This is a genomic window from Variovorax sp. E3, assembly GCF_016082275.1.
Taxonomy (GTDB): domain Bacteria; phylum Pseudomonadota; class Gammaproteobacteria; order Burkholderiales; family Burkholderiaceae_C; genus Variovorax.
The window spans coordinates 1-23,452 of sequence record NZ_MOWM01000056.1; the positions used below are offsets into that span (position 1 = coordinate 1).

The 23,452-nt window shown below is 67.8% G+C and carries 24 protein-coding genes and 4 pseudogenes; 14 read left to right on the forward strand and 14 right to left on the reverse strand.

Going from position 1 to position 23,452, the window contains the following annotated elements:
* The first annotated feature begins 75 nt into the window (after positions 1-75).
* The 6 genes from BMG07_RS19850 (at position 76) to BMG07_RS19875 (ending at position 6,341) form a co-directional block, all read left to right on the forward strand.
* Complete coding sequence (locus tag BMG07_RS19850) at positions 76-1,539, forward strand: aldehyde dehydrogenase family protein (RefSeq protein WP_198086033.1); 1,464 nt, start codon at positions 76-78, stop codon at positions 1,537-1,539.
* A gap of 47 nt (positions 1,540-1,586) precedes the next feature.
* Positions 1,587-2,840 carry an ABC transporter substrate-binding protein gene (locus BMG07_RS19855; protein WP_198086000.1) on the forward strand — a complete coding sequence of 418 codons (1,254 nt, stop codon included), beginning with the start codon at positions 1,587-1,589 and terminating at the stop codon, positions 2,838-2,840.
* An 11-nt stretch (positions 2,841-2,851) separates the two neighbouring features.
* Entirely contained in the window at positions 2,852-3,571 is a 720-nt protein-coding gene (locus BMG07_RS19860) for an ABC transporter ATP-binding protein (RefSeq protein ID WP_198086001.1), read from the forward strand.
* A 145-nt stretch (positions 3,572-3,716) separates the two neighbouring features.
* Positions 3,717-4,439, forward strand: a complete 723-nt coding sequence (locus BMG07_RS19865) for an ABC transporter ATP-binding protein (RefSeq protein ID WP_198086002.1) — start codon at positions 3,717-3,719, stop codon at positions 4,437-4,439.
* Positions 4,432-5,298, forward strand: a complete 867-nt coding sequence (locus tag BMG07_RS19870; protein WP_198086003.1) for a branched-chain amino acid ABC transporter permease — start codon at positions 4,432-4,434, stop codon at positions 5,296-5,298. Before BMG07_RS19865 ends, BMG07_RS19870 begins: the two co-directional genes overlap by 8 nt.
* A 14-nt stretch (positions 5,299-5,312) precedes the next feature.
* On the forward strand, positions 5,313-6,341 hold the full coding sequence (locus BMG07_RS19875) for a branched-chain amino acid ABC transporter permease (RefSeq protein WP_269759193.1): 1,029 nt from the start codon (positions 5,313-5,315) through the stop codon (positions 6,339-6,341).
* Here BMG07_RS19875 and BMG07_RS19880 read toward each other — a convergent pair.
* Positions 6,319-6,822: a hypothetical protein gene (locus BMG07_RS19880; RefSeq protein WP_198086005.1), complete on the reverse strand. Its 504-nt coding sequence runs from the start codon at positions 6,820-6,822 to the stop codon at positions 6,319-6,321. The two genes, BMG07_RS19875 and BMG07_RS19880, sit on opposite strands and share 23 nt — an antisense overlap.
* A 177-nt stretch (positions 6,823-6,999) precedes the next feature.
* Here BMG07_RS19880 and BMG07_RS19885 point away from each other — a divergent pair.
* Positions 7,000-8,005 (forward strand): annotated as a pseudogene (locus BMG07_RS19885) (Bug family tripartite tricarboxylate transporter substrate binding protein).
* Positions 8,006-8,046: 41 nt separating this feature from the next.
* Here BMG07_RS19885 and BMG07_RS19890 read toward each other — a convergent pair.
* Positions 8,047-8,781 (reverse strand): IclR family transcriptional regulator C-terminal domain-containing protein, encoded by a 735-nt coding sequence (locus BMG07_RS19890; RefSeq protein WP_307867023.1) that lies wholly within the window; start codon positions 8,779-8,781, stop codon positions 8,047-8,049.
* Positions 8,782-8,960: 179 nt separating this feature from the next.
* Between BMG07_RS19890 and BMG07_RS19895 the strand changes: the two genes are divergently transcribed.
* The 5 genes and pseudogenes from BMG07_RS19895 (at position 8,961) to BMG07_RS19915 (ending at position 13,498) form a co-directional block, all read left to right on the forward strand.
* Positions 8,961-9,662 carry a 3-oxoacid CoA-transferase subunit A gene (locus BMG07_RS19895; protein ID WP_198086006.1) on the forward strand — a complete coding sequence of 234 codons (702 nt, stop codon included), beginning with the start codon at positions 8,961-8,963 and terminating at the stop codon, positions 9,660-9,662.
* Positions 9,659-10,306: a 3-oxoacid CoA-transferase subunit B gene (locus BMG07_RS19900; protein WP_269759194.1), complete on the forward strand. Its 648-nt coding sequence runs from the start codon at positions 9,659-9,661 to the stop codon at positions 10,304-10,306. The genes BMG07_RS19895 and BMG07_RS19900 overlap by 4 nt, the downstream gene beginning before the upstream one ends.
* A 45-nt stretch (positions 10,307-10,351) precedes the next feature.
* Positions 10,352-11,556: pseudogene (pcaF, locus tag BMG07_RS19905) on the forward strand (3-oxoadipyl-CoA thiolase).
* 149 nt (positions 11,557-11,705) lie between these two features.
* Positions 11,706-12,706 (forward strand): annotated as a pseudogene (locus tag BMG07_RS19910) (Bug family tripartite tricarboxylate transporter substrate binding protein).
* A gap of 60 nt (positions 12,707-12,766) precedes the next feature.
* The gene (locus BMG07_RS19915) at positions 12,767-13,498 is read left to right on the forward strand and encodes a hypothetical protein (RefSeq protein WP_198086008.1); all 732 of its coding nucleotides are present in this window, start codon (positions 12,767-12,769) and stop codon (positions 13,496-13,498) included.
* A gap of 2 nt (positions 13,499-13,500) precedes the next feature.
* Here the strand turns inward: BMG07_RS19915 and BMG07_RS19920 are convergent, their stop codons facing one another.
* Together BMG07_RS19920 and BMG07_RS19925 are read right to left on the reverse strand one after the other, a co-directional pair.
* On the reverse strand, positions 13,501-13,932 hold the full coding sequence (locus tag BMG07_RS19920; RefSeq protein WP_269759195.1) for a ribbon-helix-helix domain-containing protein: 432 nt from the start codon (positions 13,930-13,932) through the stop codon (positions 13,501-13,503).
* Positions 13,933-14,011: 79 nt separating this feature from the next.
* Complete coding sequence (locus tag BMG07_RS19925; protein WP_198086009.1) at positions 14,012-14,590, reverse strand: DJ-1/PfpI family protein; 579 nt, start codon at positions 14,588-14,590, stop codon at positions 14,012-14,014.
* Positions 14,591-14,893: 303 nt separating this feature from the next.
* Here BMG07_RS19925 and BMG07_RS19930 point away from each other — a divergent pair, with 303 nt between their 5' ends.
* Positions 14,894-15,310, forward strand: a complete 417-nt coding sequence (locus BMG07_RS19930) for a hypothetical protein (RefSeq protein WP_198086010.1) — start codon at positions 14,894-14,896, stop codon at positions 15,308-15,310.
* A gap of 32 nt (positions 15,311-15,342) precedes the next feature.
* On the opposite strand, the gene BMG07_RS19935 is transcribed toward BMG07_RS19930, so the two are convergent.
* Positions 15,343-15,852: a DinB family protein gene (locus tag BMG07_RS19935; RefSeq protein ID WP_198086011.1), complete on the reverse strand. Its 510-nt coding sequence runs from the start codon at positions 15,850-15,852 to the stop codon at positions 15,343-15,345.
* Between the two features lie 120 nt (positions 15,853-15,972).
* Here BMG07_RS19935 and BMG07_RS19940 point away from each other — a divergent pair, with 120 nt between their 5' ends.
* Positions 15,973-16,584: a TetR/AcrR family transcriptional regulator gene (locus BMG07_RS19940; RefSeq protein ID WP_198086012.1), complete on the forward strand. Its 612-nt coding sequence runs from the start codon at positions 15,973-15,975 to the stop codon at positions 16,582-16,584.
* On the opposite strand, the gene BMG07_RS19945 is transcribed toward BMG07_RS19940, so the two are convergent.
* The 9 genes and pseudogenes from BMG07_RS19945 to rtcR form a co-directional block, all read right to left on the reverse strand.
* Positions 16,575-16,841, reverse strand: a complete 267-nt coding sequence (locus BMG07_RS19945) for a hypothetical protein (protein WP_198086013.1) — start codon at positions 16,839-16,841, stop codon at positions 16,575-16,577. The genes BMG07_RS19940 and BMG07_RS19945 overlap by 10 nt on opposite strands.
* 136 nt (positions 16,842-16,977) lie before the next feature.
* Positions 16,978-17,919, reverse strand: coding sequence for an ornithine cyclodeaminase family protein (locus BMG07_RS19950; RefSeq protein WP_198086014.1), 942 nt, complete (start codon positions 17,917-17,919; stop codon positions 16,978-16,980).
* A complete protein-coding gene (locus BMG07_RS19955) occupies positions 17,916-18,779 on the reverse strand; it encodes an alpha/beta hydrolase (RefSeq protein ID WP_198086015.1) in 864 nt (287 codons plus the stop codon). Before BMG07_RS19955 ends, BMG07_RS19950 begins: the two co-directional genes overlap by 4 nt.
* Positions 18,776-19,359, reverse strand: a pseudogene (locus tag BMG07_RS42480) (exonuclease). The gene BMG07_RS19955 and the pseudogene BMG07_RS42480 overlap by 4 nt, the downstream one beginning before the upstream one ends.
* Before the next feature lie 43 nt (positions 19,360-19,402).
* Positions 19,403-19,732: a hypothetical protein gene (locus BMG07_RS19960; RefSeq protein ID WP_198086016.1), complete on the reverse strand. Its 330-nt coding sequence runs from the start codon at positions 19,730-19,732 to the stop codon at positions 19,403-19,405.
* Positions 19,729-20,703 carry an SMI1/KNR4 family protein gene (locus tag BMG07_RS19965; protein WP_198086017.1) on the reverse strand — a complete coding sequence of 325 codons (975 nt, stop codon included), beginning with the start codon at positions 20,701-20,703 and terminating at the stop codon, positions 19,729-19,731. The genes BMG07_RS19960 and BMG07_RS19965 overlap by 4 nt, the downstream gene beginning before the upstream one ends.
* The gene (locus BMG07_RS19970; protein WP_198086038.1) at positions 20,700-20,879 is read right to left on the reverse strand and encodes a hypothetical protein; all 180 of its coding nucleotides are present in this window, start codon (positions 20,877-20,879) and stop codon (positions 20,700-20,702) included. The genes BMG07_RS19965 and BMG07_RS19970 overlap by 4 nt, the downstream gene beginning before the upstream one ends.
* Positions 20,880-20,889: 10 nt before the next feature.
* Positions 20,890-21,414 (reverse strand): 2'-5' RNA ligase family protein, encoded by a 525-nt coding sequence (locus BMG07_RS19975; protein WP_198086018.1) that lies wholly within the window; start codon positions 21,412-21,414, stop codon positions 20,890-20,892.
* A 53-nt stretch (positions 21,415-21,467) separates the two neighbouring features.
* Entirely contained in the window at positions 21,468-23,075 is a 1,608-nt protein-coding gene (gene rtcR / locus BMG07_RS19980; RefSeq protein ID WP_198086019.1) for an RNA repair transcriptional activator RtcR, read from the reverse strand.
* Between the last annotated feature and the right edge of the window lie 377 nt (positions 23,076-23,452).

The window sequence follows — 23,452 nt, forward strand, 5'->3', positions numbered from 1 at the left end:
CCCTCTTTGAAGATGCCCCCACCCCAACCCTCCCCCAAAGGGGGAGGGAGAGGAACGCTCATGCCTTTTTCTTCCATCCGCCACCAACTCTTCATCGACGGCCGCTTCGTCGACGCCGAGTCCGGCGAGACCCTCGCCACGCTCAACCCGCACGACAACACGCCCATCGCGCGCGTCGCGCTCGCCGGCAAGGCCGACGTCGACAAGGCCGTGGCCGCCGCGAAGCGCGCGTTCCCCAGATGGGCCCGCATGGCCGCCGCCGACCGCGGCCGCATCCTGCTCAAACTCGCCGACCTCATCGAGGCCAACGGCGAAGAGCTCGCACGCCTCGAATCGCTGGACACCGGCCACCCCATCCGCGACTCGCGCCGGCTCGACGTGCCGCGCACGGCCGCGTGCTTTCGCTACTTCGGCGGCATGGCCGACAAGTTCCAGGGCGAGACCATTCCGGTGGAAGAGGGCTTCTTGAACTACACGCTGCGCGAGCCCGTCGGCATCGTCGGCCAGGTGGTGCCGTGGAACTTCCCGCTGATGTTCACCAGCTGGAAGATGGCGCCCGCGCTCGCGGCCGGCAACTGCATCGTCATGAAGCCCGCCGAGATCACGCCGCTGAGTTCGCTGCGCATCGCCGAGCTCATGGCCGAGGCGGGCCTGCCGCCCGGCGTGGTCAACATGCTGCCGGGCCTGGGCAGCGTGGCGGGCCAGTACATCGCCGAGCACCCGGAGATCGCCAAGATCGCCTTCACCGGCAGCACCGCCACGGGCCGGCGCATCGTGCAGGCCAGCGCGGGCAACCTGAAGAAGGTGCAGCTCGAGCTGGGCGGCAAGGGCCCCAACATCGTGTTCGAGGACGCGAACCTGCAGGCCGCCGTCAACGGCAGCGCGTGGGCCATCTTCCACAACCAGGGGCAGGCCTGCATCGCGGGCTCGCGGCTGATGCTGCACGAGAAGATCGCCGATGCGTTCCTCGAGCAGTTCATTCCGCTCGCCAGGTCGATCCGCCTGGGCAACCCGCTGGACGAGAACACCGAGATGGGCCCGCTCACGAGTGCGCAGCATCGCGAACGCGTGCTGAGCTATGTGGAAATCGCGCAGGGCGAGGGCGGCGAACTGCTCGCGGGCGGCAAGTCGCCGGGGGGCGATCTTGCCAACGGCTGCTACGTCGAGCCCACCGTGATGCGCGCCAAGTCGTACAAGGACCGCGTGGCACAGGAGGAAGTCTTCGGCCCCTTCGTCACCGTGCTGACTTTCAAGAATGACGAAGAGGCGATGCAGATCGCCAACGGCACCGACTACGGCCTGGGCAGCGGCCTGTGGACCCGCGACCTGCAGCGCGCCCACAAGGTCGCGCGCGACCTGCACGCCGGCATGGTGTGGATCAACAGCTACAAGCGCGTGAACCCCGGCTCGCCCTTCGGCGGCGTGGGCCAGAGCGGCTACGGCCGCGAGATGGGCTTCGACGCGATGCGCGAATACACGCAGGTCAAGAGCGTGTGGGTGAACGTCGACGCGCAGATACCGCCGCACTTCGCGCGCTGACCCCGGCCCCTTTTGCGGCAACACGAACACAAGAGACGGAGACAACCATGGCATTCAATCGCAGACAGTTCACGCAGGCCACGGCCGCGCTGGTGGCTTCGGGCGCGGCACCGCTGGTGTTCGCGGCCGACACGCTGAAGATCGGCTACGTGTCGCCGCAGACCGGCCCGCTCGCGCCCTTCGGCGAGGCCGACAAGTGGGTCATCGACCAGATGAAGACGACCTTCAAGGACGGCATCAGCGTCGGCGGAAAAAAGTACGCGGTGCAGATCGTGCTGAAAGACAGCCAGTCGAACCCCAACCGCGCGGGCGAAGTCGCGAACGACCTGATCCTGAAGGACAAGGTCGCGCTGGTGCTCACCGCCGGCACGCCCGAAACCGCCAACCCCGTGAGCGATGCCTGCGAGCTCAACGAGGTGCCCTGCATCTCGACCGTGGTGCCGTGGCAGCCGTGGTTCTTCGGCCGCAAGGGCGACCCGGCGAAGGGCTTCAACTGGACGTACCACATGTTCTGGGGCCTGGAAGACGTCATCGCCAATTTCACCAACGGCTGGAAGACGCTGAACACCAACAAGAAAGTGGGCGGCCTGTTCCCGAACGACGGCGACGGCAACGCATGGGGCGACAAAGAGCTGGGCTTTCCGAAGCCGCTCGCGGCCATGGGCTTCACGCTCACAGACCCGGGCCGCTTCCAGAACGGCACGCAGGACTTCAGCGCGCAGATCGCGGCGTTCAAGAGCGCGGGCGTCGAGATCGTCACCGGCGTGGTGATCCCGCCCGACGCCAAGACCTTTCTCACGCAGGCGCGGCAGCAGGGCTTCAAGCCGAAGGTCATCACGCTGGGCAAGGCGCTGCTGTTCCCCGGCGCCATCGAGGCGCTGGGCGACCTGGGCGACGGCCTGTCGACCGAGGTGTGGTGGAGCCCGTCGCACCCGTTCACCTCCAGCCTCACGCAGCAGAGCGCGAAGGCGCTGGCCGATGCGTACGAAGCCGGCACGAAGAAGCAGTGGACGCAGCCGATCGGCTTTGCGCATGCGCTGTTCGAAGTGGCCGCGAATGCGTTCGGCCGTGCGAAGTCGCTGAAGGCGGGCGACGTGCGCGACGCCGTGGCCTCGACCTCGATCAACTCCGTGGTCGGCCCGGTGAAGTGGGGCGGCCAGGGCCCGTTCAAGAACGTCAGCAAGACGCCGCTGGTGCTCGGCCAGTGGGGCAAGGGCAAGAAGTACAAGGTGGAGCTGACCATCGTGAACAACGAGGCCGCGACGAACATTCCCACCGGCGGCACGCTGCGGCTGCTCTGAAGAAGAACGCCATGGCGCTGCTGGCACTGCATGCCGTGAGCAAGTCTTACGGCGCGCTCAAGGTTACGGACGACATCACGCTGTCGGTGGCCGAGGGCGAGACGCTGGGCATCCTCGGGCCGAACGGCGCGGGGAAGACCACGCTCTTCAACCTGATCTCGGGCGACGTGCGCGTCGATGCGGGCCGCGTCGAGTACGCGGGCCGCGACGTGACGCGACTCAAGCCGCACCAGCGCTGCCACGCGGGCATCGGCCGCAGCTACCAGGTACCGCAGCCCTTCGGCAACATGAGCGTGTTCGAGAACCTCGTGACGGCCGCCTGCTTCGGCGGGCAGCAGACGGAGCGCGAGGCGTGGCACACGGCGCACGAGGTGCTGTCGCAGACCGGGCTGATGCCGCATGCGAACAAGCCGGCGGGCGGGCTGACGCTGCTCGACCGCAAGCGGCTGGAGCTGGCGCGCGCGTTGGCGACGCGGCCGCGTTTGCTGCTGCTCGACGAGATCGCGGGTGGGCTGACGGAGCCCGAGGCGGCGGTGCTCGTGGCGGAACTCAAGCGCATCAAGGCGCGGGGCGTGACGATGATCTGGATCGAGCACGTGGTGCATGCGCTGCTGTCGCTGGCGGACCGGTTGTTTGTCATCAACTTCGGGCAGCGGCTGGCGGAAGGGGAGCCGCGGGGGGTGATGAACGATGCGGAGGTGCGGCGGGTTTATATGGGGATGGAGGCATGAGCGCGCCGGGCGCTTGCATGGCTCCTTCGCCCTCCGGGGGAAGGCTGGGATGGGGGCACGACGGCGCCTGCTCCCCTACCGCGCCTCATCGACCTCCGCTTGCCCCCACCCCAACCCTCCCCCGGAAGGGGAGGGAGCAAAGACCATGAACGCACTGCTCTCCACCCACGCCCTGCAAGCCTTCTACGGCGACGCCCAGGCCCTCTTCGGCATCGACTTCTCGCTGGTGCAGGGCGAGCTCGTCGCCATCATCGGCGCCAACGGCGCGGGCAAGTCGACCTTCCTCAAGAGCCTCACCGGCCTGGTGCGCGCACCGCGCGACGCCATCCATTTCAAGGGCCGCCCCATCGGCGGCCTGCCGCCCGGCGACATCGTCCGCCAGGGCCTTGCCATGGTCCCCGAGGGCCGGCGCCTGTTCCCCAGCCTCAGCGTCGAGGAGAACCTGCGCATGGGCGCCACCGCCGCGCGCAAGGGGCCGTGGAACCTGCAGCGGCTGTATGCGCTGTTCCCCATCCTCGCGGAGAAGCGCCACCAGCCCGGCACCTCGCTGTCGGGCGGCCAGCAGCAGATGGTGGCGCTGGGCCGCGCGCTCATGAGCAACCCCGACGTACTGCTGTGCGACGAGCTCTCGCTCGGCCTTGCGCCCATCGTCATCCGCGAGATCTACGCGGCCATGCCCACCATCACCGGCGAGGGCATGACGGTCGTCATCGTCGAGCAGGACGTGACCATGGCGCGCCAGGTCTCGCGGCGCATCTACTGCTTCCAGGAAGGCCGCGTGTCGCTCGAAGGCGATTCGAACGAGCTCACGCGCGAGCAGATCTCGCAGGCCTACTTCGGCATTGCCACGGAGGCCGCCCATGCTTGAAACCCTCGTGCAAGGCGTGCTGCTCGGCGGCCTCTACACGCTGTTCGCGCTGGGCCAGTCGCTGATGTTTGGCGTCATGCGGCTGACCAACACGGCGCAGGGCGACTTCATCATCCTCGGCGCGTTCGCGGTCATCGCGGGCGTGTCGCTGGGCAACGATTCGGTGGCGCCGTGGCTGGTGGCGCTCGCGGTGCTGCCGGTGGCCTTCGGCTTCGGCTATGCGCTGCAGCGCTATGTGCTCAACGGTACGCTCGGCAAGGACCCGCTGCCGTCGCTGGTCGTCACCTTCGGCCTGTCGATCGTCATCCAGAACCTGCTGCTCGAACTGTTCTCGGCCGACCCGCGCGCCATCGAGACCGGCGGGCTCAACACGCAGGGCATCGCGCTGGGCGATGCGATGTCGCTGGGCGTGCTGCCGCTGATCGTGCTGGCCGTCGCGCTCGTGGCGACGGGCGCGCTGCAGTGGCTGTTCGCGCGCACGGCGCTGGGCCGGTCGTTTCGCGCCGTGTCGGACGACCGCGAGATCGCCGAGCTGATGGGGCTGAACGCGAAGAAGGTCTACGCCTTCGCGACCGCCATCGCCTTCGTGCTGATCGCCATCGCGGGCGCGCTGCAGGGCATGCGCACCACCGTGTCCCCGTCGGACGGCCCGCTGCTGCTGCTCTTCGCGTTCGAGGCCGTGATCATCGGCGGCATGGGCTCGTTCTGGGGCACGCTGGCCGGCGCGATGATCCTGGGCATCACGCAGCAGATCGGCTTCCGGCTCGACCCGGGCTGGGGCATCTGGGCCGGGCACATCGTGTTCCTGCTGGTGCTGGTGCTGCGGCCGCAGGGGCTCTTTCCCAAGACGCGCGGATGAAGCGAATGACGAACATGCCCCCACCCCTCATCGCCGTCGAGCGCGCCACCGCCGCGAGCCGCGTCGCGCTCTTCATGGGCATCGCGCTCGTGCTGATTGCAGCCAGCCTTCCGTTCTGGGGCGACTCGAGCTGGATGCGCGAATTCGTCGAGATCGCCTGCTACTTCATCTTCGCGATGATGTGGAACCTGCTCACCGGCTACGGCGGCATGGTGAGCATCGGGCAGCAGGCCTTCTTCGGCTTCGGCGGCTACGTGATGCTGATGCTCGGCAACTTCGCGGGCGTCAATCCGTTCGTGGCGATACCGCTGGGCGCGCTGGCCGCGGGGCTCGTTGCGATACCTGTGTCCTTCGTGGCTTTTCGCCTGTCGGGCGGCTACTTCGCCATCGGCACCTGGGTGATCGCCGAGGTGTTCCGCCTGAGCTTTGCCAACATGTCGGCGGTGGGCGGCGGCTCGGGCACCACGCTCACGGCGCTGCGCGGCATCGACAAGGCCACGCGCGAGAGCACCACCTACTGGATGGCACTGGCCTGCGTGGTCGCGGCCATTGCGCTGGTGTACCTGTTCCTGCGCAGCAAGCGCGGCCTTGCGCTGCTGGCCATTCGCGACAACGAGGTGGCGGCCGAATCGCAGGGCGTGCCGGTGGCGCGCATGAAGCTCGCGGTGTACGTGGTCGCGGCCTTCGGCGCGGGGCTCGCGGGGGCGCTGTACTTCGTGGGCAACCTGCGCATCAGCCCCGACGCGGCCTTCAGCGTCAACTGGACGGCCTTCGCCATCTTCATGGTGGTGATCGGCGGCATCGGCCGCATCGAAGGGCCGCTGGTGGGCGCGCTCATCTTCTGGGCGCTCAACAAGTTCCTGAGCGACTACGGCACGTGGTACCTGCTGGGCCTGGGGCTGCTGGCGATCGTGGTCACGCTGTTCTTCAAGCAGGGGCTGTGGGGCTACGCGCAGCAACGCTGGGGCTGGTCGCTGTTTCCCACGCAGCGCAAGCTGCTGCCCGGGCCCGCGGCTGCTTCTAAGGCTTCTGCGCGGGGCTGATGTAGTACTCGACCTTGGTGCGGTCCTTGTACGGGTCGTCGTCGAAGATCCTCTGCTGCTGCGAGATCTTGATCTCGTAGCCATTGCGCACGCCCCAGAGCTGGGTCGGCGTCTCGTAGGTCACGGGCGACAGCGTGGGCCGGTGGAAGGCCGCGACGGTCTTGAAGTCGTCGGTGCTGAAGGCCTTGACCATGGCGCTGGTCACGTGGGCGTTGCCGTCGGCGCTCACGTTCACGTCGGTCATCGCGGTGTTCGGCGGCACCGAGAGCAGCGAGGCCAGCGGCGCGGGCAGGGTCTTGGCGCCGCTCTTTTCCTTGATGCGGTAGTGCAGGCCGCCTTGCCCGTCGGGCTCGCCGTTGGCGGCGGACGCGTCTTCCATGCTGCTCACGACCCAGGCGCTGATCAGCAGCAGCGGCAGCGCGATGGCGCCCACGTAGAGCAGAAAGCGGATGCGCTCCTTGGTCCGGAAAAATTCGATCATGGCCAGAGTTCTCCCTGTCGTTGGTTGGCGGCGGCAACGGGGCGAAGCGCCGTCGCGCCCCATGCTAAAGCCCCTGCGCACAGTGCCGTCGGGCTTGCCTAATGAAGCGCCATCCTGTAACGTTGTGTAAGCTCCATCCTGGAGCTTTCCCTGATCCCCACCCCCTCTGGAGTTACCGTGACGATCACCAAACGCCGCCTGCTCGAAGGCGGCGCGGCCGCTGTCGCCGCCTCGCTGCTTGCGAAGCTTCCTGGGCGCAGCAGCGCAACGCCGGTGGCGACGCCGCCTGGCCCACCAAGCCCGTCCGCATCCTGGTGGGCTTCCCCGCCGGTGCGTCGCCCGACCTCGCGACCCGCGCCATCGCCGAACCCCTGTCGAAGATCCTGCGCCAGCCGGTCACCGTCGAGAACAAGCCCGGCGCCAGCGGCAACATCGTGGCCGACCTGGTGGCCAAGGCCACCGACGACCACACCATCGGCGCGCTGATCAACGGCAACCTCACGATTGCCAAGCTGCTCAACCCGTCGCTGCCTTTCGACCCCGAGAAAGACTTCGCGCCCGTCGGCCTGATCGGCACCGCGCCGCTGGTGCTGGCGGTGTCGGGCAATGCCACGGGCAAGACCTCGGCCGAGCAGCTGCTGTGGGTGCGCAACCTGGGCAGCGGCGGCAAGTACGGCACGCCGGGCGTGGGCACCGTGGGCCACCTGGGCATGGAGCTCATCAAGAGCCGCGCGGCCATCACCGCGCAGCACAAGCCCTACACCGGCAACCCGCAGGTCATCGCGGGCCTGCTGGCCAACGAGATCCAGCTGGCGCTGCTGCCGCCGGGCCTGGCGCAGCCGCACATCAAGTCGGGCAAGCTCAAGGCCATCGGCGTGACTTCGCCCGAGCGCAGCGCACTGCGCCCGACCTGCCGACCATCCGCGACGCCGATGTGCGCGGCGCCGACCTGGAGATCTGGACCGCGCTGGCCGCGCCCGCCGGCATGAAGCCCGCCGCCGTGGCCAAGCTCAATGCCGCGCTGGTCGAAGTGCTCGCGATGCCCGAGGTGAGCGAGGCCTTGCTCAAGACCGGCTGGCAGGCGCAGCCCGGTTCGCCCGACACGCTGGCCAAGCGCATGCGCGCCGACACCACGCGCCTGGGCGGCGTGATCATCATGAAGGGCATCCACTCGGACGCCTGAGCCCCTGGCCGGCCCTGGCCGGCCCTGCGCGGCGCGCGGGCTCAGAGCAGCTGCGACACCCGCCTGGCCGCTTCCACCAGCGCGGGCAGCATCGTTTCCTGCATCACCTTCGCGCTGGTGCGGTTGGCCTGGCCGCTGATGTTCAGCGCGGCCACCATGCGCCCCTGCCGGTTGACGATGGGCGCGGCCACCGAGATCAGGCCTTCTTCCAGCTCCTGGTTCACCAGGCACCACTGCTGCCTGCGGGCCTGCGCCACCTTGGCCATGAGCGCGTCGATGTCGGTCACGGTGTGCTTGGTCAGCGCCTCGATGTCGGAGGCCTCGAGCCGCGCGCGCACCTCGTCGTCGTCCAGGTCGGCCAGCAGCAGCCGGCCCAGCGACGTGCAATATGCCGGCAGCCGCGAGCCCACCCCCAGGCTGATGCGCATGATCTTCTGCGTGGGCACGCGCAGCACGTAGACGATGTCGGTCGCGTCCAGCACGGCGGCCGAGCACGACTCCTGCACCTGCTGCACCAGCGCTTCCATCACCGGCTCGGCGCGGTTCCAGATCGGCATCGACGACAGGTACGCAAAGCCCAGGTCGAGGATGCGCGGCGTGAGCGTGAAGAGCTTGCCGTCGGTCACCACGTAGCCCAGCGTCTGCAGCGTGAGCAGGATGCGCCGGGCCCCCGCGCGCGTGAGCCCGCTGCCGGCCGCCACCTCGCTGAGCGTCTGGTGCGGCGCGCTCGCGCTGAACGAGCGGATCACCTGCAGGCCGCGCGCGAAAGACTGCACGTAGCTGTCGCCGGGCGCAGGTGTGACGGGTTGTGTGCTGTGGGTTGCATGGTGAGCGATCCTCTTTAAAATTCATTATACGAACAAAAGTTCTTTAGACGAACAAATCGGCGGTTCGCAGAATCGACCGGATCGTTCACACCGTTCGGTTTCTTTCTTCACTTCCGGAGACAGGCTTCATGATCAACAAGATCGCGCGCTCGGTCGCCGATGCCCTGGCGGGCATCCAGGACGGCGCCACGGTTCTCATCGGCGGCTTCGGCACCGCCGGCATTCCCGGCGAACTCATCGACGGCCTCGTCGAGCAGGGCGCCAAGGACCTCACCGTCGTCAACAACAACGCAGGCAACGGCGAGACCGGCCTTGCGGCGCTGCTCAAGGCGGGCCGCGTGCGCAAGATCATCTGCAGCTTCCCGCGCCAGGCCGACAGCCAGGTGTTCGACGGGCTCTACCGCAGCGGCAAGCTCGAACTGGAACTGGTGCCCCAGGGCAACCTGGCCGAGCGCATCCGCGCGGCGGGCGCGGGCATCGGCGCCTTCTTCTGCCCCACGGGCTACGGCACGCAGCTCGCGGGCAACCGCGAGACCCGCGAGATCGACGGCAAGCAGTACGTGCTGGAGTACCCCATTCACGGCGACGTGGCGCTCATCAAGGCCGAGCGCGGCGACCGCTGGGGCAACCTGGTGTACCGCAAGGCCGCGCGCAACTTCGGCCCGGTGATGGCCATGGCCGCGAAGAAGACCATTGCCACCGTGCACGACATCGCCGAGCTCGGCACCCTCGACCCCGAGACCATCGTCACCCCGGGCATCTTCGTGCACCAGGTGGTGCGCATCGAACGCGTGGCCACGCAGGCCGGTGGCTTCAAGAAGGCAGCATGACCATGAGCTACACACGTCGCACCAAGGACCAGCTCGCAGCGCGAGTGGCACAGGACATCTTCGACGGCGCCGTCGTCAACCTGGGCATCGGCCAGCCCACGCTGGTGGCCAACCACCTGCCCAAGGGCCGCGAAGTCATCCTGCAAAGCGAGAACGGCATCCTGGGCATGGGCCCCGCGCCCGAGGCCGGCGAGGAAGACTACGACCTCATCAACGCCGGCAAGCAGCCCGTCACGCTGCTGCCGGGCGGCGCGTTCTTCCACCACGCCGACAGCTTCGCGATGATGCGCGGCGGCCACCTGGACATCTGCGTGCTCGGCGCGTTCCAGGTGTCGGCCACCGGCGACCTGGCCAACTGGCACACCGGCGAGAAAGACGCCATTCCCGCCGTCGGCGGTGCCATGGACCTCGCCATCGGCGCCAAGCAGACCTGGGTCATGATGGACCTGCTGACCAAGCAGGGCGTGAGCAAGCTGGTGAAGGAATGCACCTACCCGCTGACCGGCATCGCCTGCGTCAAGCGCGTGTACTCCGACCTCGCCACGCTCGAGTGCACGCCGCAGGGGCTGAAGCTCATCGACCTGGTCGACGGCCTGAGCCGCGAAGAACTCGAGACGCTGGTCGGCCTGCCGATCGCCGCCTGATTCCCTTTTTTCACGCATTCACCGCATTCAAAGAGAGACAGTTCCATGACCCACCAAGCCTTCATCTGCGACGCCGTTCGCACCCCCTTCGGCCGCTACGGCGGTTCGCTCAGCAGCGTGCGCACCGACGACCTGGGCGCCGTGCCCCTGCGCGCGCTGATGGAACGCAACAAGAACGTCGACTGGCAGGCCGTGAGCGACGTGCTCTACGGCTGCGCCAACCAGGCCGGCGAAGACAACCGCAACGTCGCGCGCATGTCGGCGCTGCTGGCGGGCCTGCCGCTCGAAATCGGCGGCGGCACCATCAACCGCCTGTGCGGTTCGGGCCTGGACGCCGTGGGCACCGCCGCGCGCGCCATCCGCGCCGGTGAAGCCGGCCTGATGATCGCCGGCGGCGTGGAAAGCATGAGCCGCGCGCCCTTCGTCATGCCCAAGGCCGAGAGCGCCTTCAGCCGCAACAACGCGGTGTACGACACCACCATCGGCTGGCGCTTCGTCAACAAGCTCATGAAGGCGCAGTATGGCGTCGACTCCATGCCCGAGACGGCCGAGAACGTGGCCACCGACTACAAGATCGAGCGCGAGGCGCAAGACCTGATGGCGCTGAACTCGCAGCTGCGTGCCGTGGCCTCGCAGAAGTCGGGCTTCTTCGACGCCGAGATCGTGCCCGTGAGCGTGCCGCAGAAAAAGGGCGACGCCTCATCGTCAACAAGGACGAGCATCCGCGCGAGACCAGCCTCGAGTCGCTGGCCAAGCTCAAGGGCGTGGTGCGCCCCGACGGCACCGTGACGGCAGGCAATGCCAGCGGCGTGAACGACGGCGCCTGCGCACTGCTGCTGGCCGACGAAGCCAGCGCCGCGAAGCACGGCCTCACGCCGCGCGCCCGCGTGGTCGGCATGGCCACCGCCGGCGTCGCGCCGCGCGTGATGGGCATCGGCCCCGCGCCGGCCACGCAGAAGGTGCTGGCGCTGACCGGCCTCACGCTCGACCAGATCGACGTGATCGAGCTCAACGAAGCCTTTGCCGCGCAAGGCCTGGCCGTGCTGCGCCTGCTGGGCCTGAAGGACGACGACGCCCGCGTGAACATCAACGGCGGCGCCATTGCGCTGGGCCACCCGCTGGGCGCCAGCGGTGCGCGCCTGGCCACCACGGCCGTGAACCAGCTGCACAAGGGCGGCGGCCGCTATGCGCTGTGCACCATGTGCATCGGCGTGGGCCAGGGCATCGCGGTGATTCTCGAGCGCGTCTGACGCCACCGTCGCCGCCGCCACCGCCGGATCGGCGGGAACGAATACATAACAACCACAAGAAGCAAGCGAACAAGCCATCGGAAGCCGCACACAGAGCGGCCCGATGGCTTTTTTTCAATCAAAGAGGATCGAAAGAAGAGGATCAGAGGATGAAGAACACGAAGACCACGCGCCGCACCGCCGGCCTGGCCGCGTTGGCGCTGGCCACCGCGGCGCTGCTGCCCGCCGCCGCATCGGCGCAGCAGCCGGCCTTTCCCACCAAGCCCGTGCGCATCATCACGCCGTTCCCGGTGGGCGGTGGCCCTGACGGCGTGGCGCGCCTGGTGGCCGACAAACTCTCGCGCGCCTGGGGCCAGCCCGTGGTGGTCGAGAACCGCCCGGGCGGCAACGGCTTCATCGCCATCGACGCGTTCAAGCGCGGCGCCAAGGACGGGCACGACATCATCGTGCTCGACAACGTGCACCTGGCCGCGTACCCCGCGCTGTTCAAGAAGCTGCCCTACGACACGGCCAAGGACTTCGACGCGCTGCTGCCGCTGTTCAAGACCTACTTCTTCTTCACCGTGGCCACCAACAGCAAGTACAAGACCATCGGCGACCTGATCGCGACGCCAAGGCCAACCCCGGCAAGCTCGACTACGGCTCGTGGTCGATCGGCAACCCGGTGCACCTGGGCTCGGAGCTGTTCGAGTCGGCCACCGGCACGCAGATGGAGCACATCGTCTACAAGGAGACCACGCAGCTCTACACCTCGGTGGCCACGGGCGAGCTGGCCTTTGCATTGGGCAGCAGCGCCACCGCCGGCCCGCTGCAGCGCGCGAACAAGCTGCGCTTCCTGGCGGCCGCCGCGCCGCAGCGCGTGGCCGCGTTCCCCGACGTGCCGACCGTCAGCGAATCGGGCGGGCCCAAGGGCTTCGAGGTCATCGGCTGGAACGCCATTGCCGTGCCGAAGGGCCTGCCGCCGTCGGTCACCGAGAAGATCAAGCGCGACATCGAGAAGGGCCTGGCCGAACCCGACGTGCTGGAGAAGTTCAAGAGTTTCGGCTACGAGCCGTTCCCGACCACGCGCCCGCAGTTCGACCAGTTCGTGGCGAACGAGACGACGCGGTTCACCGACGTGATCCGCAAGGCGAACGTGTCGCTGGACTGAGAGGCGCGAAGCCTTGAGCGCCGGGTGCCGAGCAATTTCCATACGTCTGCCAATGAACGAATGAACCTGAACGCACTGGCCCGCAAGGCATCGAAAGGCTCGGCACCGTCGGCCCGTGGCGGCGCAATGAATGTCGAGGACATGATCCGCTTCGCCTTGGTCCATGGCGCTGGAGGCGCGGACGAGATCGAGCGCCTCTGCGCGCAGCACGGCTGGCTGCGCAACGCCTTGCTGGAGGACGGCACGCGCGTCGTGCCGTTCGCCCTGTGGGCGCAAGCTTGCGCGGCCTTCGGGCGCGGCGGTGTCGCCGCGCTGCGCCTGCTGCTGGCCGACCCAGAGCTTGCGAGCTTTGCCATCGGCGTCCTGCAAGAGGTGAAGACCGCGCAGAGCGTTCAGGTGTTGCTTGGCTTTTGCGCGTCCGCCGGCTGGCAATCGCCCGATGTGACGCATGCGGAATGGAAGGCCCTGTCGGCGCTGAACCTGCTGCTGAGTTTCGACGACGGTGTGAGGGTTGAGCAAGCGGTGATGGATGATCTGCTGCGTGTCGTCATCACGGCCTTCGACGCCACGCCCGAGCCCTTCCTGAAGAGCCTTTGCCTCTGGGCGGCTCGCGGCGCCCCGACGGCGCAGGCGCTTGCATGGCTGCAGAAGCTCGAAGTGCCTGGGGCCGATGTCGACGCCGCGCGAGCGAACGCCATCAAGTCCGTCAAGCGCCGCTTGTCACCGACCTACAAGGCGCCCGACGCCAAGACGAAGCGGCAGATTCAGCGCGCGCGGGCGGCAGACGTGTAACGCTACCAAGCGTGCCGCCTTGCAGCCACATGCAGCGTGCGTACCCGAGTCTGCTGGTCAGGCTGTAGCGCCTCCGGCGACGGCCGTCCCCACCCCCGCGGCAGTTCATGCAGCACAGCCTTCGCATCCAGCGAGCGAATCGCCACCGACGTGTCCGCCGGTATGCGTCCCTGCGCCACCATCGCCTCGTAGCGCAAGGCGCAGACCCGCAGGAACGACGCGAAATTGCCGACCTCGCCGCGCGCGGCCACCAGCTCGTCGTAGAGCCGCTCGATGAGCTGCACCACGACCATGCCGTCGCGCTGCGCGATTTCCTCGAGCACCTGCCAGAACAGGTTCTCGAGCCGGATGCTGGTGACCACGCCGTGCAGCCGTACCGAGCGCGTGCGCGCGTCGTAGCTCTGCGGGTCGGCGCTGATGAAGACCTCGCACATGGGCTGTCTCCTTTGCGGGGTAGGTGGACGGTGGGGCGGACGCACGCACTGTAGCGCCGCCCGCCGTGAAATCAATCAATCAGTGCGTGATGCGCGTGCCCAGCACCACCAGGAACTGCGCGAGCCACGCCGGGTGCGCGGGCCACGCGGGCGCGGTGACCAGGTTGCGGTCGGTCACGGCCTGGTCGACCGGGATGCCCATGTACTCGGCGCCGGCCAGCTCCACCTCGACCTGGCAGGCCGGGTAGGCCGACACCTTGCGGCCCTTGATGAGCCCCGTGGCCGCGAGCAGCTGCGCGCCGTGGCACACCGCTGCCACGGGCTTGTCGGCAGCCAGGAAGTGCTTGGCGATCTCGACCACGCGGGCGTGCATGCGCAGGTACTCGGGCGCGCGGCCGCCGGGAATGACGAGCGCGTCGTAGGCCTGGGGGCGCACGTCGTCGAAGTTGGCGTTGAGCGTGAAGCGGTGGCCCGGCTTCTCGCTGTAGGTCTGCGCGCCCTCGAAGTCGTGGATGGCGGTGTGCACCCAGTCGCCGGCCTTCTTGTCGGGCGCCACCGCGTGCACCGTGTGGCCCACGGCCAGCAGGGTCTGGAAAGGCACCATGGTTTCGTAGTCTTCGGCGTAGTCGCCGCAGAGCATCAGGATCTTGCGAGCCATTTGATTTGTCTCCTTCGAATGAGGTGGGTGGAACGCGGTGCGCGCGCGTTCGCGGCAACCGTCGCCGCATTATTCGAAGGTAAAGGGGGCAGCGGGTAGCAGCGGGCTGTGACCTGCAAACCCCGGGGCGGGAGGCGTGCGTTACCAGAACTTCGCCGACGCTGCAGCGCCCGCGAAAGAGCCCGGTCCGCCGCTCGGGGCCGTCACGGATCCGACTTTTGCGCTGACTAGTCTTGCTCAGGGTTTTCCCGCATCCACGGGCCGACGCCATCCAAACAGACAACTCACAGAAAAGACCGAACCATGAAGACCACCCGACTCGCCCTCGTTGCAGCACTCGCCGTGCTCGCCGTCGCTTCCGCCAACGCGCAGCAGCGCACCCGCGAATCCGTCGAAGCCGAAGCCGTTGCCGCCGCCCATGCGCCGAACCAGAACGTCACGCGCGGCTCGCGCGGTGCCGATCCGTTCACGTCCACGGCCGACCCCGAAGCCATGTACAAGCAAGCCGTCGACACGGCTCACGCGCCGAACCAGAACGTGACCCGCGGTTCGCGCGGCGCCGATCCGTTCACCTCGACCCGCGACCCGGCACAAGTCCTCCAGGAAGCCATGGCCACGGCCGCCGCGCCCGACCAGAACGTGACCGGCGGCTCGCGCGTCAACAGCCGGGTGATCTCCACCATGGAGAACCCCGTGCTGAAGTCCGCGCAGGGCAAGTAAGCAACAACAACAGCAGCAGCAACAGCCGTCGATCACGCGCGCAGGCGGCGCGTGGGTTCGGTGGCGTGCAGAAAGCCGGTGAAGGTGTCGGGCGGCGACGCGCCCATGAGCCGCCACATGATCCGGCCGACTTCGCCCCGGTGGTAGCCGGCATGGGTCACCACGTGCCCCAGCATTTCTTCGCGCGACATGCGCCCGGGCGCGCCGTCAGTGAAGGTGAAGCCGATGCTTTCCGCCAGCGCGCTCGCGCCCACGCTGGCGGCGTAGTCGATGTACCAGCGATCCGTTGCCCTGACGGCTTCGGCCAGCGCGGGCAGCGGTGGTGCCACGTCCGATCCGGTGGCGATGCAGCCGTGCGCCACCTGCTGCAGGTTCGCGACGAAGATGCGGTCGACGATGCACGCGTGGTTGAAAACGCGCACCGCCGCGCGGTACTCGGCTTCCGGCGCCTTCATGGCCAATTCGGCCAGGCCCGCGAGCAGCCCTTCGTCCGCCCAGGCCTTGTAGCGGAACAGTGAAGTCAAAAGCGTCTGCGTACTCATCGTGGTTCCCTTGAATTAAAACGGCACACTTCGCCCTCATGGGCCGACTGCGGGTGTGCGGTCTCATTCTTGAGTGGAGCCTCGAACTTGGGTACTCGCATTCCCTCGCAACGCAAGACCATGCGCAAAGCGCCGCGCCAGCAGCGTTCGCGCGCCACGGTGGACGTGATCGTCGAGGCCGCTGCTCGCGTTCTGGCCCGGCGCGGATGGGCGCGCTTCACGACGAACGAGATCGCGGCGGTCGCGGGTGTCAGCGTGGGCTCGCTCTACCAGTACTTTCCGGACAAGCTGGCCATTGCCGAGGCGATCCGCGAGCGGCACCTGGGCGAAGTGCTGCTGGTGCTGTCCGGCGCGGACGGGCAGGACGACGACGCAGCCATCACGCTCGACCAGCGTGTCGCGCAATTCGTCGACGGCGTCATTGCCGCCCATTCGATCGACCAGGCGCTGCACCACGTGCTGGTCGACGAAGTGCCGCTGAGCGCGCGCTCCAGCCATGGCGCCTTCGAAGCGCAATACCAGCGCCGCTACCGGGCGCTGCTCGCATCGAGCGGTGGCCGCAGCGATGAAGACGACGACGATGACGACGGCGTGGCGGCGCGGATGCTCTCGTCAGCGGTCGAAGGGGTCGTGCATTCGGCGGCGGGCCGTGGCGATCTCGGCGCCACGGCGCTGCGGACCGAACTCGTGCGCCTGATCCTGGCCTACCTGCGCGACCGGGCTCAGGCGTAAGCCTTGGCCGGCCGCAGCTGCAGCATGGCCAGCATGCGCGCTTCTTCGGCGTCGCGCAGGCTCTTGGCGGCGCGGGCCGCCGCGTAGGACACGTACAGCGTTTCGATCGCCTTGCCCCAGGCCTGCGGCGTCTGGTGGACTGTGTCGGCCGGCAGGCTGGCGGGGTACGGCACCGCCGCGTCGTGGGCGATCGGACAGGCCGGCACGTCGTAACCGGCCTTGCGCAGGATGTTGGCCATGTGTTGGATGCTGAGCATGCGAAGCCTCCTGTGTCTGTCGTGTACAACACGATAGCAACAAGGCGTGAACGCCGCCATCGGCTGCACGACGTATGCGGAGGCAGGCAAAAGCCCGCCGGCACCGGTTTCCAGTACCGGTACTAAGCCAAAAGTCTTATGTCGAGCCCGCCGCGCGCCACACCAGCGTGGCGGCCGTCAGGTCTTCGAGCGCGCTGCCCACGGCCTTGAACACGGTGCGTTCTTCGTCGCTGGCGCGGCCCGCGCGCTGCTCGTCGTGGCACAGGGTGGCGAGCGTGCCCTGGATGTCGTCGGCGCGCAGCGTGCCGGCGGCCATGGCGTCGAGCAGGTCGCCCGACTTCCGCAGCGCCTCGTCGGTGTCGACGAAGGTGCGCGCGCCCGCGAAGCAGTGCACGTCGGCCTCGCGCATTGCGGGCGTGAAACTGCCGATCAGGTCCAGGTGCGAGCCCGCCGCCAGCCAGTCGCCGCGCACCAGCGGCGCGGTGGCCAGCGTGGCGCAGCTCACGATGTCGGCCTGGCGCACGGCCGTCTCCAGGTCGGTGGCGGCATGCGCGTTCCGGCCTTCGGCGCGCCATTGCGCGGCCAGCGCTTCGGCGCCTTCGGCGCGGTGGTTCCACACCCACACCTCGTCGATGGGGCGCACGCTCGCATGCGCGGCCGGCAGCATGCGCGCGACGCGGCCGGTGCCCAGCACCAGCAGGCGGTGCGCGTTCTTGCGCGCGAGAAACGACGCGCCCAGCGCCGACGCGGCGGCCGTGCGGCGCGCGGTGATCTCGTTGCCGTCCATCAGGGCCAACGGCACGCCGGTGTGCGCGTCGTACAGCACGTAGGTCGCATGCAGGCCGGGCAGGCCGCGCGCGCTGTTGCCGGGAAAGATGTTGATGGTCTTGATGCCCAGGAAACCCGCGTCGCTCCATGCCGGCATGATGAGCACCGTGCCCTTGCCGCCGGCTGTCTCGATGCCGTGCACGTGGCGCGGCGGCACTTGCGCCTCGGCCGCGAAAGCGGCGCGCAGCGCGGGCACCAGCCGCTCGAAGGTCAGGGGTGCGCGGGTGGCGGCTTCGTCGAAGTGTTTCATTGCTGCAGCGGATGCATGGAAGATTCGAAGAACGCCGTCAGCGCCTTCCGGTAGGCGTGCCCGAAGCGCAGCGCCGTCATCGGCTCGAGGTGGCCGGCGCCCGGCACTTCGATCAGCCGCTTGGGCTCGCGCGCGTCGGCCAGCAGGCGCTTCGAATGCGCCAGCGGAATCACCTGGTCGGCCGTGCCGTGAATGAACAGCAGCGGAATCGGCGAAACCGCCGCCACGTATTTCGACGCCGCATAGTCGTCGCTCACCAGCAAGCCCGCGCCCTTGAGCTTGTCGTTGGCAATCGACGAGTACGAGTAGAAGGTCGACTCGATGGCCGCGGCCTTCACGCCCGCCCGGTTGCCCGAGCCCACCACCGCGATCGCGTTGGTGCCGCCCAGGCTCTGGCCGAAGACGAACAGCCGCTCGGGGTCGACATCGGCGCGCGAGCGCACGTAGTTCAGCGCGGCATTGGAATCTTCGAACACGCCCTTGGGCTCGGGCTTGCCTTCGGACTGGCCGTAGCCCCGGTAGTCGAAGACGAACACGTTGTAGTCCTGCTTGGGCAGCCACGCCACGAAGCGCCAGTGCGTGCTCATGTTCTGCGCGTTGCCGTGGAAGTGCACCACCGTGCCCTTGGCTTCCTTCGGGTTCTCGCGGCCGGCGGCGGGCAGGAACCAGCCGCTCAGGCGCGTGCCGTCGGCGCTGGTGAACTGCACGGCCTCGTAGCGCATGCCCAGCACGTCGGGCGTTTCGTAGCGCACGCTGTCGGGGTAGTAGAACATCGACTGCACGCAGCCCGCGAGCATCAGCGGCAGCGCGCACAGCGCGAGCCGCTTGCACCATCTGCGGATGCCGCTGCTGCCGGTCATGGCTGCGGGCCCTTTGTATCTTTGGTGGCCGCGCGGTTCTCCGCGAGCATGTTGCAGAACAGGGCGCCTGCTCGATGGCGTCGTCCAGCGCCACGTGCGTGTGCGGCAGCCCGCGGTCGAACCAGCGGCGCGGCATGGCGCGCTTGGTGCTGTCGCGGTAGTCGAGCTTGAGCATCGCCATCGCGTACGACTTGACGTCCAGCGCCGAGTGGCTGAACGGGCTCTCGCCCGCGAAGCGCATCAGGTACCAGTAGACGAACAGGAAGTCGTAGCCGGCCGGGTACGCCACGAACACCGGCCGCGCCGACAGGCCCTTGAGCCAGGCCACGTAGTTCTTCATGGCGTGCGCGGGGTCCTGCAGGTCGCTGCGGCAGGCGGCCCAGGCTTCGGGCTGGGTCTGCCACCAGGCGGCGGTTTTCGGGTCAGCCTCGGCGCCGGGCAGGGTGTGCAGGTTGGCGCTGAAGGTGGAGACGAGTTGCTTGTCGGCCGTGTAGGCGGCCGAGCCGAAGCTGAGCATCGAATGCGGCCCCGGAATGGGGCCGTCGGATTCGACGTCGGTGCTGATGTAGATTTCTGACATGAGTTGAATGATTGCAAGGGCCGCAGCAAGGCTGCAAGCCCGGTTAACTTGTGTTGGCCTGAAACAGGCGCTTCCACCACGGGCCTTGTGCCGACGGATCGGCGGGAGGCGCCTGCGGCGATTCGATGGGGGACTGCAGAAATTTCCCGCTCGTGCGGGCGCGGTCCGCGAGGCTTTCGAGGACGCCGTGAGGTGCCCACTCTGACGGCTCGCTTTCCAGTTGTGCCAGTGCCCACTGCAGTTCCGCCTCGGCTTCCGCGGGCACGGGCGTGGCGTCGGCCGCGCCCTGCACGACGGCCAGCAGTTGCGCCACGCTGCCTTTGCTGTACCAGAACGCGAATGCGGCAATGCGAGAGAAGATCGCCGCCTTCATGGCGGCATCGTCGGGCCCCGTTTTTTCTGCGACTGCAGATGGCGCCTCAGGTCGTGCCAGAGATCAAGGAAGTCGTCCACCATCTCGTGGCACTCCCTGGGAAAATCCGCCCGCCGCTCCAGCAATCGGCGCCACAGCCAATGGTCCAGTATGTCCTGTGGAATGCGCGCCTCTTCGACGCCAATGGCCTTGGCATACGCCGCGAGATTCGGCTGGATCGCCTGCGCGCAAAAAGCCGCGAAGGCCATCTGCTTCTTGTCCGAAAGGCTTTCGAGCCGCGCCGTGTAGGCCTGGGCAAAGCGGCTCTGCGCATGCGAGGCCGTGACCTGCGCGATGTTCTTTCGCAGCCAGTCGAGGTACCAGTCGTTGAAACCCATGAAGGTTCCATCCGCGTTGAGGAACGGGTGGATGCCGCCGTTGTCGGCGCGCAAGTCGCGCCACACGGTGCCGGCCAGCGGCCCCGTGACCACCAGCCAGTTGCGCAACGCGCAGCCCTCGTGGCAGATGGGAATGGCGCCGTCCGTGAGGTGCGTTGCGTAGTACTCGCTCTCGAGCCTCGCATTCCAGGCTTCCCACAACTGGTCTTCTTCGTCGACTGGCGTGCCTTCGGGCGGGTCTGGCTCCTGCTGCCAGAACGTGTCCGGCAGGTTCCAGGCGTTTGTCAGCGGAAACGGTTTCGACAGATCGCCGACGAGCCCGTAGCCGTCTTCCCAGCGCGAGAGATCATGGCCGTGGTCATGCTGGCCGAGAGGAAACACGCCATAGGACGGGCCGGCGCCCCCATTGCCGATCTCGGTGATGAACCGTCGGTACTCTGACGGAAAACGGCACTGGTGTTTGGCCTCCATCCGCGCGACTTCTTCCTCGGCGAGCGGTGGGTTCAGGTCGTACCAGTGCGACTTCGCCGCGAAGCAGGCGCAGTCGAGGTCGAGCCGCGTGAGCGTGCGGAGCTGGGAAAGAATGTCGTTCACTCGATGTCCAGGATGCAAGCAACCGACCGCTCGAGTTTTTCGATGCCGGCGGAACGCGCGGAAACCAGCGGATGCCGGCGCCAGACCTGCTCGGCGGTCGGGCTGCGCCACTGGCTGCGGCTGCGGATGAAGAGCACGTTGCGCACGGGTGTCGTGGTCGGTGGTTCTTTGGGCATGAAGAAATGTTCAGGGGGCCTCGGGCAAGGGGAAGACATGCATGTCCTGCCAGCGCCCCGATGCGTTCTCGATCAGCGTGACCTCGGTGCAGCGTGCATGCACGGTGCCCGATGCGAGCAGGCGCGTGCGCAGCTCGGCGGCGGCTTCTTCCGCGTCGCTCGCGTTGCCGTGCGCGACCGACAGGTGCGGAACGACGTCGGCGTGTTCGCCGCCATAAGGCGGGAACCCGGGGAACATCTTTGCCAGCGCCAGTGTCATTTCGATGAAGGGCGCGGACGGCTCGGGTGCCAGGTACGCGGTCTCGGGGAACCGCCCGACCTTGCCCAGCGAAAACGCGAACGCGGGCGTCTGCATCAACACCCGCCGGGCACGCGCCAGCACGTCGGGCGTGACCAGCGCCGGGTCCATGAAGGGCACGAGCAACGTGATGTGCGCCGGCACGCCGAGTGCCACGGTGGCGTCGTAGCGGCGGCGCAGGTCACCGGCCATGGGCTCGGCGGCGGGAACCTTCACGACGAATGCGGAGATGGCCATCGGGGCGGAGGATAGCCCATCGATGCAGGGGGCGGGCTCCTGGATCACGCGCTCTAGAAAGCAGCGGAAACGCGCGCCCAGTCCAGCCCCAGCTTGGCCAGGTACTTGCGCAGCCGGTCCGCATCGTTCACCACGCTGCGCTGCGCGCGCGAGGCCTGGAACAGTTGCCGTCCCGCATCCGACAGGCTGCGCGACTGGCGACACACGCGCACCACCGCTTCGAGCTGCAGCCTGTCGAAAAGATCGAGCGCCGCCGCGCGCTCTTCGCCGAGCAGCGCATCCAGATCGATGTCGCCGCGCGCCGCGGGCATCGGCCCCGCATGCTTCCACAGCCATCGCAGCCGCGCGATCTCGGCCTCGACCAGCGCCACCGGAATGCGCCCGCCGTCCGCCAGCGTGGCCAGCCGCGTCACGCTGGCCGACAGGTCGCGGAAGTTGCCGCTCCAGACCGCTTCGCCGCTCTGCGCAAAGCGCAGGTAGGCCGCGCGCGCCTCGGCGTTGAAGCGCACCACGCGGTGGTTCTCGGCCGCGTGAATGGCCAGCAGATGGTCGACGTTGGGCTCGATGTCCTCGGGCCGCTGCGCCAGGCCGGGCAGGTCGTAGGTCCAGAGGTTGATGCGCGCGAACAGGTCTTCGCGAAAGCGCCCCTCGGCCACGTCGCTGCGCAGGTCGCGGTTGGTGCCGGCGATCAATTGGAAGTCGCTTTCCACTTCCTTGTCGGCGCCCACGGGGAAGAAGCGCTTTTCTTCGATCGCCTTCAGCAGCATCGCCTGCTCGTCGAGTCCGAGCTCGCCGATTTCGTCGAGGAAGAGGGCGCCCTGGTGCGCCGTGCGCAGCAGGCCCGCGCGGTCGCTCGCGGCGCCGGTGAACGCGCCCTTCTTGTGGCCGAACAGCGTGGACGCGGCGCCGTCCCCGCGCAGCGTGGCGCAGTTCACCTCGACGAAGGGGCCCGTCACCTGGTGCCGCGCCTGCTTCAGCTCGAACATGCGCCGCGCGAGAAAGGACTTGCCCGCGCCGGTCGGACCGACCAGCAATATCGGCGCGCGCGATCGCACCGCCACGCGTTCGATCTCATCGATCAGCGCATTGAAGCGCGCATTGCGCGTGGCGATGCCGCTCTTCAAGAACGCGACCGCGTCGCGCTGCTCCGCGTCGAAGCGCCGCGCGATCACGTCGTAGCGCGACAGGTCGAGGTCGATCAGCGTGCACTTGCCGGCATCGCCCTGGCGCTGCCTCTTGGGCGGCGAGGTCTGCGCCAGCACGCCCGGCACCACGCGCGACTCCGACAGCAGGAACATGCAGATCTGCGCGACGTGCGTGCCGGTGGTGATGTGCGTCCAGTACTGCTCGCGCTCGGTGTCGAAGCTGTAGCCGCGTGCCCAGTCGTACAGGCGCGTGTAGACCTCGCCGAAGTCCCACGGGTCCGCGAGGTCGAACGGCACGAGGTTGACGATGGTCTCGGGCGACACGCTGGTGATATCGGCCTTCACGATCTCGGCCAGCGCCTTGTGGCGCAGCGTGTAGAGCAGCTCCATGCGCGAGACGACCATGTCCTCGTGCTGCGCGAGAGAGACGGTGGGGCGCCACTTGTTCCAGCGGCCCGCGCCCTGGCCGGCGTCGAGCTGGGTGCCGAGGAAGCCGATGACGACGATTGGCTTCATAGATATAAAACTAGCTGAATTTATATAGATGATCGAATTCTAACGGTGGTGAAGTCCCGTGCAACCAAGCCGCGAAAAGATTTTTTCCTTTCACATCAATGACTTGCATGGAGGATGAGAGTGCCGAACGCAAAGCTGGCACGCCGGCTGCAATACATCTCCCGTCAGGACGCAGTTCATCCACTCGCAGGTTCCGCATGAAAGCGGTCCGGTGCCGCAAGCCAGGTCCTTCCTTGGGTTTGCCGTATGCCGCGGTTGAGCTGTCTGGCAACTGAACTCGATTCAGTTTTGCTCATGGTTGAGCACCGTGTTGACCACATGGCGTTGCGGGTTCGATTCCCGCGAAAACCACGCGGTGCTTGCACCGCCATCTGATG